Origin of the sequence: Photobacterium nomapromontoriensis (assembly GCF_050336815.1) — a bacterium.
GTDB lineage: Bacteria > Pseudomonadota > Gammaproteobacteria > Enterobacterales > Vibrionaceae > Photobacterium > Photobacterium nomapromontoriensis.
In genome coordinates this window covers 63,942-79,835 of the sequence record NZ_JAKJSL010000040.1, presented here as the reverse complement: position 1 = coordinate 79,835, position 15,894 = coordinate 63,942, and the positions used below count along the sequence as shown (strand labels likewise).

Sequence of the window (15,894 nt, the reverse complement as noted above, 5' to 3'; positions counted from 1 at the left end):
AGATGCAAACGAGTTCCATCTGGCCATTATCACTGGCGGTGGTGCTGATTGTGTTGAATTACCGTACTTCAAGTGGGTTAACACGATGATAAGTAATGTGAAAAACTCAATGCACGGAACTTACCATGCGATAAACAACAAGCATTTACCGAGATATCTCGCTGAATTCTGCTTTAAGTTCAATCGCAGATTTGATTTGGAAGAAATGATAGATAACCTGATTCACTCAAGTATTCAAACAGCACCGATGCCTGAGCGCTTACTCAAATTGGCTGAGGCTCGGTGGTAATCAGGTGGGACTATAACGACCCATGTTTTATAGCAACTCCGTTAAAATATGTCAGGGATCAATGTTAATGCTTTGTATGTCCATAATATATGTATATATCAATAAGGATTATTGAATGTGGAGCAGATACGGAAATGCATCAATCAAGCGCCAAGCGCTATAACCTAATTTCTACAGATACGAATTGGAAATTTGCAGCAGTTGTCACAGCACTCTTTTTTACATTATCTGTTTGCCTAACTTTTTGGATTATCTGTTACCTTCCTACACAGCAAGTAACGTTGGAGCCGCAGGCTACAATCATGAATGTTCTGTGCCCAGTTATGTTTATTATCCCTCTAGTTGTTGTCGGGTTGACATTCGTTGCGGGCTTTTTGGCAGTGAAGTCCTATAAGAATGCTCATTGATTTGATGAGATACCATGCTAATAACGAATCAACGGATAGTGAACATCCTTAACTGACAAAACTTTAATCACTTAGTGTTAATCAGGAATGCAAACGATTGCTTTATCGTTGAAGGGGAATATAATCACGCCGCATCCCATATTGGAGGGATGTTTGATTATATCTAGGATCACTAATGTTGAAGACATCTCTTGCTTTAATGCTCGCTGTTTATGCTTTTCCTTCTATTGCCAAAATGTCAGAGGCGACGCCAATTATTGGTATTGTTGGTGCGATGGATGTTGAGGTTGAGGCGCTTTTACCAATAATTGAACACCAGAAAGTTAAAACGATTGGTAGCCACCAGTTTTACATTGGTGAGTTGCAGGGGCGCCCCGTGGTGGTGACCAAGTCTGGTGTAGGCAAAGTGAATGCGGCAATGACAACCACGCTCCTTATCGAGAACTTCGGTGTTGAGTCACTGATTTTCACCGGTATTGCAGGGGCTAGCGATCCTAAACTCGAACCATTGGATGTAGTAATTTCAACTCGCTTGGTACAGCATGATGTTGACTTAACCGCATTTGATCGTCCTAAAGGTTTGTTACCGGATTATAAAGATCGTTACTTCTACGCTGACAGTGCCTTGCAGAAGTACGCGTTCGATGCAGCTGTTGAAACGTTGGGGAATGATGCGGTTTATCAGGGGATTATCGCTTCTGGTGATCAGTTTATTGCCAGCAAAGCGGTGGTGACTGAGATTTATCAGGAGTTTGATGCGATGGCCGTTGAAATGGAAGGCGCAGCCTTGGGGCAAGTCGCCGATGCCTTTAAGGTTCCCTATGTGGTGATCCGCACCATTTCTGATAAGGCCGATGGATCGGCAGAGATGACTTATTCAGATTTGAAAAAGGCAACAGCAGATAATTCAGCCAGAATCACCTTGAATATGCTCAAGCGAATGTAACTGCTTGAGTAATACTTGCAGAAAAGGCAGCTTGTTAGAGCTGCCTCTTGGTTCTTATTGCTAGATTATTCCGAATGCATAATATTTTGACATTTAACAATGCTACAAGGGTCTCATCTTTCTGTGCTCAGATTAAGCATAACAGTGACGCTAATCTAACAATTGCGATTACTGACTATCACCTATAATTACAGAGGTGTAATGTGATTACTCAGGATTATTAATCGTTAGAGGTGGTTATGAGTTTGTTTTATGTTGATAAAAAAGCACAGGATAATGGTGATCATGAAGTGCATACAGCAACATGTAACCATAGTCCCGGTATAAACAATTGTGACCCACTGGGATACCATACCGCCTGCAGCACAGCCCTTGATGCAGCTAAGAAAATATATCCTCAGTCAAATGGTTGCTATTACTGTTCATATTCAAGCTATACATCAAATGATAAGTAAAGAAATCTGAATTTCATCGTAAAAATGAAATGAAGCCGATATTATTATTTATGATTTACGTAAATAGTGCAGCAGGTATGATCAGAATGCTCCAATAATACCTGCTTATTAGCAATACTTAATGAGTAATAAGCTGTTTTAAATGCGTAAATGCAGTGCTGTTTTTATCTTCTTCTATACAAATGCTAAGTAGGTCATCGATGAAATGATACAAAGCTCGACGTTCAATCTGTTCTATTAGTGCTTGCTGTGATGGAGTTAGCATGTAATACATTGTGGCTGCACCAAAATCACCAAAAATGATATTGGCGTCATGATCAAAGAGCGTGTTATGAGCATATAAATCACCATGACAAACTTTGTTTGAATGTAAATGCGCAAACACGTTTTGCATTTGAACAACTATTTTATTAATTTGCTTAATGGATAACGTAAAGTTCGGTGAAAAAGTATCACGAGTACAACTATTAAAGCTGGGTGGCAACCCTAGGTTACGGTAGTGCTCAGGAATTAAATTCATAATTAACGCTAAATAATCATTCTCTTTCACCTGTGCCAAAGATTGGATTAGGTTTGGATGATTGCCGACTTTCAAACAAGCTTGTAATTCATCTTCAGGATACCCATCGCTGGTGACATCACCTTTAAACACTTTAACTGCAACATTAGTCGGGAAGTGGGGTTGTTGTTTATTCCATGTCGCTTTTGAAATAATGCCAGATGCACCTTGTCCAAGTACATTTTGTAATGTGAAACTGGACGATGGAATACAGGGTACACTTTGAATGTTGGTATTGGACTGACTAAATGGATTTCCAGAAAAAGCAAACCATGCCAGCTTCGGTAGCGTCAATAATTGCTCAGGACACTCAGTCAGCCGGTTGGCTGAAATTCGTATTAGTTCAAGATTTGATAACTGGGATAAGGTTTGCGGTAAACGTGTTAATCGGTTTCCCGCTAATGCTAACTTTTGCAGTCGTGGCCGTTCGCCTAAAGCATCAGGTAAGGTTTCAATTTGGTTATCTGTTAAGATTAACCAGCGTAGCTTTGGTGGTAGTGAAAGTTCTGGTACCTGATTAATGATATTTGATTTAAAACCGATCATTTCTAGGTTTGGGCATTGACCTAGCACTTCAGGCAGTGTGTCAAAATGGTTGTTTGAAGCAAAAAAGATCTTAAGTTTTTTTAGTTGAGCGAACTCTTCCGGTAGTGTTGCCAATTGGTTGTTGGATAGATCAAGAATTTCTAAGCTATCAGCTAAAGATAAGATGTCTAATGGAAATGACGTTAAGTGTTCTGATAATTTTAAGTGTTGAATGCCTGCTAATTCGCCAGATTTTAGCTGAGAAAGTGTGTGCAAAATAATCAATCCGTGGTGAGTGTGCTACAAAACGGTGGGTAGTTTACTTGAAAATTCGCAAGAAGGGGTAGTCGCAGGTAGATTGATGGTACCTGCGTTACCATGATAAGACGGATTCAGAGTGTGCCTGTATACTGATTTATGATCGGCGATGTTTCGGTAAATCAATTAAATTAACCGTGACCATAGTGGCCTCAATGCCCAAAGAGAAAAGAATAATGTAGAGGGTATATACTTCTTTTTGCGCCACAAAAATTGCGATTGACCTTTTAGGAAGTTAGCGCCTAAGAAGGCATCGGCAAGTTGTTCTGACTCACTCACATTGGTTTCTTTCAGTTGGCTCAATGTGCTCTCTGCGAGAAAGGTGCGTTGCTCGCCGTTACTGACCCAATGTTTAGCGATGCGTTCTGCTTCAGCTAGCAACCGATCCTGTGGTACAACCTGTTGAATTAATCCAATTTCGAGTGCTTCTTTTGCGGTGGGTTTCCAGCCTTCAGAGCCTAACATCCGTAAGCTGTTTTCTTCTCCAATTAAGCGAGGGAAATGATAGCTAGAACAGCCTTCAGGGGTTACACCTAATGCCGAAAACGGCGTTGAAAAAGTCGCACTTTCTGCTGCGATAATATAATTCGCGAGGGTTGATGAGGTTACACTTGCGCCTATTGCGGGTCCGTTTATCGCAATGAGAAGAGGTTTTTTGCAATTAAGAAATAGGTCAAATAACGCTTGGTTATTTTGAACAATTAACTGCCGTAACTTCCGCGGGGGCATTAATTTGATAGTACTGCTCAAATTGACACCAGCACAAAAATATTTTCCAGAACCGGTGAAAATAATGGCTTTGACGTTTTCATTCGTATTTGCATTGGAAAATGCTTCGCGTAATGCTCCCATCATTTCCATTGTCCAGCCATTTAATTTGTCAGGACGGTTCATTGTAATGGTGAGTACACCCTGTTCGATTGTACTTAAGAGATAGTTCGCTGCGGTTTTGGTTAAATTCAGATCATTCATGGAATTATTCCTGCAAAACGATGCCGTTCAAATAACACTACTACACGTAATGTGTTTTAACGAGAACACAATGAGGCATTTTTGACTTTATTGAAGTCGATCAACAATTATAGTGAATTTTATAACATAGAAAGATGACTCTAATTTTATTTGTCTTTTAGTGACGAAGTCACTTTTAGTCTGTAATCACACTCTCAAAATTATGCAAAGAAACAACAAATTGATAAGCTTTTCTTCGTGATTTCACGCAAATCATTCATCGTGTGGTCACCCTTTGTTTTTACTGATGTAAACTTGTCTGTGACTGTTGTCTGTCTACGCTAAGGATCAATGAATAGTTATGGTCTTGGCTACGATTAAGGTACGTTTAGATGCGTTCTGGTTGTATTCGTTGCTATTTCATCAATGTTGACAATATGCCATGTGTTAAATTCATAGTGGCTGGTTGCGGTAATAAAGTAGTTGTTGTTCAGGTTGGCGGATTCATTGTTGCTACATGCCAAGATCGCCTGACTGCAAAGGTGCCAGTGGTTGTTGGGAGGAAAATGGCCCTGGCCAAGGCATATTTTAAATTGTTGATCGCCAATTGAGAGAATGCCTTTTAGTGCAAAATGTAACTCGTCAGGAAGGTTACAGCCTCCTGAAGTATGCACCATATGGTTTTCATTATTATTCACAAAATTACCATACCAGTATGCGACATCACGATTACCTTGAGGGTTGACGTCAACAGTAAGGATAAGGTGGCCTTGGCTGCTATTAATAGCGATATTTTGCGGATCGATTGCCTGATCTTGCCTGATGCGTGAGTCGGTAACGGTAAAGTTGATTAATTCGTTTGTTGTATTGCCGTTGATGTGAAAAATCACTTTATTTTTACTCATAAAATATCAGCTGCATCAAGATGAAGTTGTCTATAAGTGTATGCAACTATTTGCTTTTGTGCGTAATTAATGAGTTATTTTTTCTTGTATACCTTCACCAGTTAAATATACCTGTTTTAGTGAGGATTCATTGGCTACGCATTAAGGTGTAGATTTGTCGAGATAGTGGCTCTACGTTATAAATCAGCATGCTCAGCGTGCATTTTGTAAGGATAGATAAAATGATGAAAGTGATGTTACCACTCATGTTGTTATTGCTGGTTGGGAATGTGCATGCAAAGACAGGCGATACAAAACACTTTTCCGATGATCGTGTGATTTACGAACTAAAAAAAGAAGTGCGGATGCTGAGAAAAGATATACAGCGCTTAGAAGTATTAATACTTAAGCTATCTATGTCTGACTCAATCGGTAACGTTAATGACAATGCTTGGGGTTGTTATCTGAACGATCTAAATGCGGGAGGTGTATACGGCACTGGTCGGACAGAAGCGGAAGCGAAAGGTAAAACCTTAGAAAAGTGCAAGCGGAAAGACGGAATGTGTTTTGAGACGCAATTGGAATGTTCTGTTGATAACGGTGAATGATGTATACAACGTTTTGTTGTACTGATGCAGTAATAAGCGCTTAATCGACTACAAAATACGTTATTTATGTAATTGTGAGGAGTAACGATTGTTATGCGGTTAGTCATTATTTCAATGAGCCAGGTAACGAATGCTATCTGGCTACTGTTTATGTCAGTTATCGCTTAACCATGATTAAAATTTGAAGATTCGTCTGAGTCACTGCCATTCACAACAGGGTGTTTAGCGAAGAAGTCGATACAGTGCTGTAGATCGGTAATTAGCAGATCACTCAGATCGCGGCTGAACCCGTGGCGAACAAGAATACGCATGATGACCAGATCTTCTCGATTCGCTGGCATGGCGTATGCTGCAATCTGCCATCCACGTGAGCGAATGCGATCTGACAGGTCATATAAGTTAAACCCTGGATTGCTGTCTTTTTTAAGGGTCCAGCTCAGTGCCGGGATCCCACCTTTTCCGTCGTAGATAATATCGAACATGCCCATTTTTTCGATTTCTTGGGCAATATAGCGAGCCGTGTCATAGCATGCTTGATGAATTTCTCGGTAGCCTTCGAAGCCGAGGCGGAGGAAGTTATAGTATTGCGCGACTATCTGTCCGCCGGGCCGAGAAAAGTTGAGAGCGAATGTCGGCATATTACCGCCGAGGTAATTGACATTAAAGATCAAGTCCTTATGTAATGCATCAGCATCGCGCCAGACAACCCAGCCAACACCAAGTGGTGACAGACCAAATTTATGGCCTGAGGCGTTTATAGATTTAACCCGTGGTAGTCTGAAATCCCACTCTAAATCTGGATCACAGAAGGGGGCGAGGAAACCTCCGCTAGCGCCATCTACATGAATAGGAATATCCAGCCCTGTGTCTTTTTGCAGTTGATCTAATGCATCGTGTACCGCTTTGACTGGTTCATACTGGCAGGTAAAAGTGACACCGAGGGTAGGGACAACGCCAATGGTATTTTCATCACATCGTTTAATGACTTCTTCTGGTGTCATGATCAACCTATCACCTTCCATTGGGATCTCTCGCAGTTCGATATCCCAGTAACGTGCAAATTTATGCCAGCAAACCTGAACCGGTCCACAGATCATATTGGGCTTATCGGTTGGTTTTCCTTGTTTTTTCATTTTCTCTCGCCAAGCCCATTTGAGTGCCATCCCTCCCAGCATGGCAGCTTCACTGGAACCGGTTGTTGAGCATCCCATTGGATTAGCGGCATCTGGAGCGTGCCATAAGTCCGCTAGCATATGAACACAGCGTGACTCAATCTCTGCTGTTTGGGGATATTCATCCTTATCGATCATATTTTTATCGATACATTCATCCATTAACGCATGCACTTCACTTTCAATCCATGTCTGACAAAATGTAGCCAGATTTTGGCGTGAATTACCATCTAGCATGAGTTCATCGTGAACGACTTGATAAGCATGCATGGCTTGTTGTTGATTTAATGGAAACTTGTATTTTGGCATTACAACGGACAAGTCCCTTGATGAGTAGACATCATCAAGAATGGAATCATTGATCGTTGCTTTTTGGTGAAGTGGCATGTTTTCTCTCCGTAATAAAATAAACGAATGAAACAGCATTGCAGATTGTATGTTGGTGTTAATAAATGACAAAAAGACGATTTAACCCTAGCACAAGGTTAAGTAACCTCAAGAAATTCAGATGTGAGGGGGCTCGGTAGTCAGAAATCAGCAGTAAATACGCCCGTGAGGGGACGAATATGGATCTGTGTCATCAGTAATTTGCCTGAACGGCATCATCAGATGTAGCGATAGGAGGGGAAGACTCGTGTTGTGTCTTGATTCTAAAATACGACGAGCTCGCTTAACGAATAAAGCGAGCATTTCTAGTCGCGGAATAGTGTTGGATTAATACCGAATGTATGCATATGCGATTAGGTATATGCAATAAATTCACCAAGTATCGCGAGGTAGATTGAGTATTGTATTATCAATATACATGACACTATTTTCGTCATAAATAATACATAATATGAATTCATTATTATTATGTGTAATTTTCTGCCTTAACACTTCAACGTTAATTAATTTATTGTTCTTTAGTAAAGTCTCATTGGAAAGTAGGATATTACGTCTTGATTCTAATAAACTACAGTCAAGATTAATACATTTTTCATAATATGGGTTTATTGAAAATAAATTATTAACATCTCTATTTACAATATCCATTCCAAAGTATTCAATATGTTTGTCATTGTTGAATATGGCTTTTCCGGAAGAGTCCCTTATTATAACCATATTATTACAGCCATTAATGATAGATGAAGCGTATAATGAACTTATTGATTTTGATTTAGGAATAAAGTTTTTTGCTTTATTTAGCACATCAATTTCAGCATCTATTGCTCGTATTGATAATAAATCATATATCTCCTTTGATATATCAATGTCGGAGATTTTTCTGTGTGTTGTTATATTATATATAATCTCATTAATTATATCTAAAGCATTGGTCTCTTCTATTGCATTATTTTTAGTTATGACAGTTGTTCCAAGGATAGTATCGATTTCTTTATTTGTTATTGCTTCAAGACTAATTGGTTTTGAATAGTAGTAGCCTTGAATAGGGTATGAGCCAATAAGATTGATAAGATCTACTTGAAGTTGTTCCTCAACACCTTCTATAATTATTTCTTTTTTAAGAATATTAACTAATTTATGTATTGTTAATTTAAGTACTGCGAAGTCAGAATAGTTGTTGGCTATATTTCTCACCATACAACGATCAATTTTTATTACGTCAAAGGGTAGAGCCATTAATCGTTCAGTATTAGAGCTACCTTTACCAAAATCATCTAAAGAAAAAATAACTTTTGTTTTATTTTTCAATTTCAACATGTTTTTTTGAATTAACTTTAAATCAACATCATGATCGTGTTCAGTTACCTCTAATGTTATTTTACTGTTTTTTAGTAAAAAAATAGCATTGGTTATGAAATATTGGCTCTCTAAACTTTTTATCGAGATATTTATTGATACAGGAAAAGAATTTCTCACATCAGATAAAACAGCAGCGAGAACACTTATATCAAAGTGGTCTTTTTTTTCTATTGATTTTATGTAATCTTCTATTTCAATAGACTTATCGTATAATCTCATTAAAGCTTCATACGATTGAATCTCATTGTTTAGAAAAACAGGCTGATAATGAAAAAAGTTACGCATATATATTACCTATTATCGTGTTTGTTTTTGTTGATAGAGATCTTTGTCAGCTTTAGCTATTGACTCATTTAATGAATCGTATGATGTACAGTTGGAAACACCAATAGATACAGATACATAAGTATCTCCTATTATAGGTTTTTCTTTTAGTTTCTCATGAACTCGTGATAATTGATGAGTAATATTAAAACTATCAGCTTTTATGGCGATAATTAAAAACTCATCACCACCAAAGCGAATAACAAAATCAGTATCTCTGAATACAGACATTAATACATGCGATATTTTTTTTATGGCGACGTCTCCAATATGATGACCAAATGTATCATTTATGTATTTAATTTTATTACCATCTACTATGATGATTGCATTATTATGTTTTCCATCAAATATATCTATAACTCTTTTTGATTTCAGAACTTTACGATTGAAGCTGTCGGTTAATTCATCAATTACAATATCTTCTTCTAATTTGTTTTTGACTAATATATTTCGTCTATTGAATATTATTAAGTACGAGTATGAAATATGCAGCAATGCTGAGAATAAAAAGAAAATAAAAATAGGGACATATGATATATGAGTGTCTATTACAACATAATTATCTATGTATATACTGTTTTTGTAAGAAAAATGACCACAAAATAAAAAGTTACATATATTCATATGTAATATATCGTCTTTGATATAATGATTGAATTGATATAGTGGTGATGATGTTAATTCATTTAAATGAATGTCCATTTGCACATCACCAATGATATTATTATGGTTGTAAATGGGAGATACGATTGTTATAGTTAATTTATTGGTGTCTTTATCAATATGAGGTTCGCTAAATATAACATGGTCGTTAAGATCATCATCATAAACATAATTTGTACAAACTCTAAACTTGTCACAATATTCTTTACTGAATAAATAATTAATATCAAAATTATCACTTTCTAAAAATACCATTGGTCTTGATGAAATAATAGTATTTGTCGTGTGAAATTTTATGTATATTAAATCTAACAGTGAAAGCCAAGCTGGTTTTTGATTGTATATTTTTTGAGTTTGATTGTATGTCGAGGTTATAATTTTGTTTTCTTTGATCTCGTTAATGTCTCGTGTGTATATGTTTCCGTTGAAAATATTTTTTTCATTACTTTTATTTTCTGTCACTTGAGATATATATTTCGAAAATAGATAGTTTTGAGCCTTACTTGACTCTAATGTGTGATTTATATGTGTGTATTTATTGTTGTAGAAGTCAATGTATAAAAATCCAAAAATAAAAGTCGTTAGTAATATTGATAGGGATATTAAAGCACTAGATTTTGTGTCGATATAGTTTTTCTTTAACATAAGTTAACCAGTCGTGTTTATAATAAATTGTAAACTACGTTAGTCGTACGTAAGGTACACGATATTTTAATAAGTAATTTTTATTTTTTTAATGATGCACTATAGATTAAACCTAGCAGATTAATCTGCTAGGTTTATCAGACTAATTCACTTGTAAATTAATCTAGTTTAATCCAAACATCGGCTTTACCTGGTTCATCACCCTGAGTCCACCACTTAGCTTTCCATTTAACACCTAAATGAGTAGTTGTCTCACCACCTTGATAAGCTATTTTTGCATCCCAATCTAATTCAACGTCACTGATTAGTTTCCATGCGTCATTACTTGGTGTTGGCTCACTATTCTGAGTCCACCACTTAGCTTGATAGACGAGCCCCTTATGGCTTACAATTTCTTTTGTATAAATTGTTGCTCGATCCCAAGCTGGATATTTCCCCGCTTCTGGATCAGTAATATCACCATCACTGTCATCATCATTTTTTTCTACAAGTACAGATGTTGTTGCATGAGCATCAAAAGAACCATCCGTGACTTGAACGGATACATTATACGCTGTATCGGTATCAAGAAGAGGTGCTCTTAATGAGATCGATTCTGAATTACTATTTCCAATTATTGTGAAACTGCTAGGAACCACCCATTCAAACATTAGGACATCACCATCTGGGTCTGAAGCAATCGCCGTAATGTTTATTTCCTTACCAGATTTTGCTCGGTATTCATTCAGAAGACTAACAACAGGTGCTTGGTTTTCTTCTTGTGGTAAATTGTTAATAACAATGTTATCTGTATCAGATAAACCTTCATTATCTGTTACTGTTAGTTCAAATGTATATGCTACTTCAGTATTTGTCGCAGTCACCTCAACGTCTGCTTTAGCTGAAGTATCATTCAATATTACGAGTTTATCGCCATGTGTTTGCACCCATGCATAAGAAATATTATCTCGCTCTGGATCATATGACTTTGACCCATCAAGAGTGATGGTACGTGGGCCTGTCACGGTAATGTCAGTGCCAGCATTCGCTATTGGAGCTTGGTTTTCTGGAACCACAGGCGGTGTATCGCCTCCGTGACCTAATCCTTCATGCATCGCATTCAGAATATCGCCGTTATCGGCATCAATCTCCCAAGAAAAAACACCACCAAGATTATTATGTGTTACATAATTACCTTTAGCTTTTGTCGAACGAGTATCATCATAAGTAATTAAATCACCTGTTGATGATTTAAATAAATAGGGTGCTTCGGCTTGTTCATCATAACCATAAATCCAGCCATCACCCATTCGGTTGTTCACGATATCTCGGTAATCTACTACGCCATCCTCCCAAGTACCTTTAATTGGACCTGTTGCTCTACCACTGAAAGGATTACCGTCGGTATAACCCGTTACTCCGGTCCATCCTCGTCCATAAGCAGCAACACCAACAACCAATTTCTTAGGGTCAACACCTTGAGCAAGCATTGCATCAACACCTAGAGAGGTGTAGTACTTAGTTTCTTCTTTTAGGCTTGATTTATGAAGTGCAGCTTGATGGTTTAAATTATTAAGATCAAAAGCACCAGCAAAATCGTAAGACATCATAAATATGTTATCTAGATACTTTTGCGATTCATTATAATCAATGACTTGAATTTTATCAGGACCAACACTGATCGCTGATGTTAACTCATATTCACGACCCGTTTCTAGTGATAGCTCATCGAGCATCGTACGTAGATCTTTTAAGATTAGGTTGTAAATTTCACCATCTTTTTCTTTGTTACCAAGATTAGGATTTGATCCTTCACCACCTGGAAATTCCCAGTCGATATCAAGACCATCAAAGAACTTCCATGTTTGTAAATAACGCTTTGCCGATGCTACAAAACGAGCGCGCTTCTCATCATCACCCATAAAATAAAATGGGTCAGAAAGAGTCCAGCCACCAATAGAAGGTAAAATTTTCAGATCTGGATTAGCTTGCTTAAGAGCCATTAACTGACCAAAGTTTCCTCTATAAGGATCTGACCAGTCATTAACACCTTGTTGACCTTTTTGAATAGCAGCCCAAGGGTCATGAATAGCAAGCTCAAAGTCTGGTGTTCCATTACAAGCGTTTTGAAGTGCTTGAAATGAACCACTAATGGTTTTTAAGCTGTCGTTAATCCCATCGCCGCCACACATAGGCACAAAGCCGTAAAGAAGGTGTGTTAGGTTCTTTGCAGGAAGCATGTCAACAGTATAGCCACGACCATAAACACCCCATTCAACAAAATAGGTTCCAACGACTTTGTTTGTTGTATTTGTATATTCTTTGTTATTTTCATTGAATCCCGTTTGAAGAGGATCTAAATGACTGCCATCAGTATCAGCAATGACGAGTATTTTCTCATCTGATAGAGTAGAACCATCGTTATTAGATAACTCTATCTGCATCTTATACTTTCCGCCTTTACTCATCACAAATGATGCAGATTTTGCTGATCCCTCACCAGACCAAACAGCAGTACTATCGATTAAAACACGGGCTTTAGTGGCAGCATTTCCAGAATGGACAGACCAAGAGACGTTAACAGTAACCTCGTCATGTATTGCTTTTACCAATTTACTGTATGCAATTTCATCACGATTCAACTCAACAAGAGCAAATTTATATTCACCCCAATCAATAATAGGTTTAGCAGGAGCCGCTGCATGAGAGGGTGACGCTAATATTGCAGTTGAAATAGCGATAGCTAGTAACGTTTTATTTTTCATTATCTATATTCTTTATGTGTAAATTGAAAGCAAGTCTAAATAAAACATAGGGTAATATAAAGGAATTTAATGGAGAATAGATGTAAGAATATTCTTACTGAGATTTTCATAATATTTTTTGTAGGAGCATTCCTACTCAATTTGTTTTTATTGTTACATGTTGCTTTTTGATATGTTCAATTTTGTATTATCAGGTAGGAATATTCTTACTTTTGTCTTTATTTTGAATGAAATTAGATTATTTATATTTATAACATTAATTACAAGTTGCATTTAGTGAATGTGTCATATTAAGATTATATTTCATCCTATCTAGTATCTATTGATTAGAGAAATCTTTAATGATTAAATCTATGGCACTGCAATCGGTCATATTGCTTGGTCTTACGTGTACAACCGCCCCCATTATGGCAGATGAAATGGTTAACCCTGAAGGCGGAGTTGTTGTCGGCTATTGGCATAACTGGTGCGATGGTGCCGGTTATAAAGGTGGGAATGCGCCTTGTGTAACCTTGAAAGAGGTCAACCCGATGTATAACGTGGTTAACGTATCTTTCATGAAAGTATTTGATAGCGGAGAAGGCCGAATCCCAACTTTTCGTCTAGATCCTATGATCGGCCTTTCTGAGCAAGCCTTCATTGATGAAATTGCCGAATTGAATAAGCAAGGCCGTGCTGTTTTGATTGCACTCGGTGGTGCAGATGCTCACGTTGAGCTGAAAATAGGTGACGAACAAGCGTTCGCTGCTGAAATTATTCGCCTTACCGATCGATTCGGCTTCGATGGTCTCGATATTGACCTTGAGCAATCTGCGGTAACGGCTTCTGATAACCAGACGGTTATTCCCGCCGCCTTGCGTATTGTTAAAGACCACTATGCCGCTCAGGGGCAAAACTTCCTGATCACTATGGCGCCGGAATTCCCTTACCTAACAACAGGCGGTAAATATGTTCCTTACCTGACCGCGTTGGAAGGCTATTACGACTGGATTAACCCACAGTTTTACAATCAGGGTGGCGATGGTATCTGGATTGATGGTTTGGGCTGGATTGCACAGAACAATGACAGTCTAAAACAAGAATTCATCTACTATATTTCTGACTCGCTGGTGAATGGAACTCGTGGCTTCCATAAGATCCCGCACGACAAACTGGTGTTTGGTATTCCTTCGAGCATCGATGCGGCCGCAACAGGCTTTATCCAAGATCCGAATAAGCTATACGCGGCATTCAATGATCTTCGCAGCCAAGGTCAGCCACTACGTGGTGTTATGACATGGTCAGTGAACTGGGACATGGGCACCAATGCCGCAGGCCAGCAATATAACGAAAGCTTTATCAATGACTATGGGCCATTTATTCACAGCCAGACGCCGCCACCACCCGCTGAAGGCCAGCCTGTATTTGCTGGTGTTACAGATAGTCGCATTCGTAATGGTAATCCATTTAACCCAATGGCAGGTATTACCGCGACCGACAAAGAAGATGGTGATCTCACATTTAGTATCATAGTCGATGGCACGGTAGATACCCAGCGTATCGGCCAGTATGTATTGGTCTATAGCGTCACCGATACCGACGGTAATCAAACCATGGCAAGCCGCAATGTTGAGGTTTACAGTCTCAAGCCTGTATTTGATGGTGTTGATGACACCAGCGTTAAAATTGGCACGACCTTTAACCCGCTAGCAGGTATAACAGTCATTGATGCCGAGGATGGTGATCTGACTGATCAAATGCATATTGAAGGAGAAGTGAACACTGCCATTGTCGGCGTATATACGTTGACTTACACCGTTACTGACAGTGCAAATCAAACAGTAACGGCAAGCCGTCAAGTAACCGTCTCTGATGGCAATGTTTGTGCCAAAGACTGGGATCGCAATGCGGTTTACAACGATGGTGATACCGTCACTCATAAAGGTAAAACATGGCGGGCAGAATGGTGGACACAAGGTCATGAGCCTGGGACAACTGGTGAATGGGGTGTATGGCGTCCGGCAAGTAACAGTGATTGCGGCGGTGGAGAAATCCCACAAGATGACACACTTACACTGTCTGGGATCAACAGCCAGTATACGGCAGATCAAGGTAACCTGACACTCACATTGCAGCTTGAAACAAGCAGTTCAATGACAGTTTATGTAAACGTTACTGATGCAATGGGCAATGCGGTTACTGGTGGTGATGCGAGCTTGTCTATGAATGGCCGCCAGTCAGTGACGCTGGAACTCACTGGTCTAGATGCGGGTCAGCACCGTATTATGGCAACTGGCGAGACTTCAATGGGTGAAACCCTCAACCAAACAGCATCGTTTAACGTTAAAGACGGTGGGTCGATTACACCTCCTCCTGGTGGTGAACACCCAGATTATGTCGCTGGTACTGCATATAGTGAAGGTGACATTGTAACGGGCAGTGATGGTAACTTATACCAGTGTAAGCCTTGGCCATATTCTGGTTGGTGTGCAAGTGGTTCTTACGCACCGGGTACGAGCCTCTACTGGGCGGATGCTTGGGATAAGTTATAAGGCAGATGTAATACTCAATAAGTTATATTAATTAAAACAATCACTTTAGTTACGTGTGATTAAGGTGATTATATTTTTCTTTTTTCAAATCCATGAATTTCTTATCACTGTGTAACACGATATT

Annotated in this window: 11 protein-coding genes; 4 read left to right on the top strand and 7 right to left on the bottom strand. The window is 38.7% G+C overall.

Annotated elements, in window-relative coordinates:
• Window positions 1–289: transposase (locus tag L4D12_RS17385; protein WP_428449098.1), on the top strand; the 289-nt coding region annotated here is incomplete at its 5' end.
• A gap of 582 nt (window positions 290–871) precedes the next feature.
• Window positions 872–1,642: a 5'-methylthioadenosine/adenosylhomocysteine nucleosidase gene (locus L4D12_RS17380; protein ID WP_428449097.1), complete on the top strand. Its 771-nt coding sequence runs from the start codon at window positions 872–874 to the stop codon at window positions 1,640–1,642.
• A gap of 573 nt (window positions 1,643–2,215) precedes the next feature.
• On the opposite strand, the gene L4D12_RS17375 is transcribed toward L4D12_RS17380, so the two are convergent.
• The 3 genes from L4D12_RS17375 to L4D12_RS17365 all read right to left on the bottom strand — a co-directional run bounded on the left by L4D12_RS17375 (window position 2,216) and on the right by L4D12_RS17365 (window position 5,355).
• Window positions 2,216–3,457, bottom strand: coding sequence for a leucine-rich repeat-containing protein kinase family protein (locus L4D12_RS17375; RefSeq protein ID WP_428449096.1), 1,242 nt, complete (start codon window positions 3,455–3,457; stop codon window positions 2,216–2,218).
• A gap of 168 nt (window positions 3,458–3,625) precedes the next feature.
• Window positions 3,626–4,471 (bottom strand): enoyl-CoA hydratase/isomerase family protein, encoded by an 846-nt coding sequence (locus L4D12_RS17370; RefSeq protein WP_428449095.1) that lies wholly within the window; start codon window positions 4,469–4,471, stop codon window positions 3,626–3,628.
• 356 nt (window positions 4,472–4,827) lie between these two features.
• Entirely contained in the window at window positions 4,828–5,355 is a 528-nt protein-coding gene (locus L4D12_RS17365; RefSeq protein ID WP_428449094.1) for a hypothetical protein, read from the bottom strand.
• A gap of 221 nt (window positions 5,356–5,576) precedes the next feature.
• Between L4D12_RS17365 and L4D12_RS17360 the strand changes: the two genes are divergently transcribed.
• The gene (locus L4D12_RS17360; RefSeq protein ID WP_428449093.1) at window positions 5,577–5,942 is read left to right on the top strand and encodes a hypothetical protein; all 366 of its coding nucleotides are present in this window, start codon (window positions 5,577–5,579) and stop codon (window positions 5,940–5,942) included.
• A 164-nt stretch (window positions 5,943–6,106) separates the two neighbouring features.
• Here L4D12_RS17360 and gad read toward each other — a convergent pair whose 3' ends face one another.
• The 4 genes from gad to L4D12_RS17340 all read right to left on the bottom strand — a co-directional run bounded on the left by gad (window position 6,107) and on the right by L4D12_RS17340 (window position 13,239).
• Window positions 6,107–7,501: a glutamate decarboxylase gene (gene gad / locus L4D12_RS17355; RefSeq protein ID WP_428449092.1), complete on the bottom strand. Its 1,395-nt coding sequence runs from the start codon at window positions 7,499–7,501 to the stop codon at window positions 6,107–6,109.
• Window positions 7,502–7,873: 372 nt separating this feature from the next.
• Window positions 7,874–9,145, bottom strand: a complete 1,272-nt coding sequence (locus tag L4D12_RS17350) for an EAL domain-containing protein (protein WP_428449091.1) — start codon at window positions 9,143–9,145, stop codon at window positions 7,874–7,876.
• Between the two features lie 12 nt (window positions 9,146–9,157).
• Window positions 9,158–10,495 carry a GGDEF domain-containing protein gene (locus tag L4D12_RS17345; protein WP_428449090.1) on the bottom strand — a complete coding sequence of 446 codons (1,338 nt, stop codon included), beginning with the start codon at window positions 10,493–10,495 and terminating at the stop codon, window positions 9,158–9,160.
• A gap of 158 nt (window positions 10,496–10,653) precedes the next feature.
• Window positions 10,654–13,239, bottom strand: coding sequence for a glycosyl hydrolase family 18 protein (locus L4D12_RS17340; RefSeq protein WP_428449089.1), 2,586 nt, complete (start codon window positions 13,237–13,239; stop codon window positions 10,654–10,656).
• Between the two features lie 341 nt (window positions 13,240–13,580).
• Here L4D12_RS17340 and L4D12_RS17335 point away from each other — a divergent pair, with 341 nt between their 5' ends.
• Window positions 13,581–15,770, top strand: coding sequence for an immunoglobulin-like domain-containing protein (locus L4D12_RS17335; RefSeq protein ID WP_428449088.1), 2,190 nt, complete (start codon window positions 13,581–13,583; stop codon window positions 15,768–15,770).
• The last annotated feature ends 124 nt before the right edge of the window (window positions 15,771–15,894 follow it).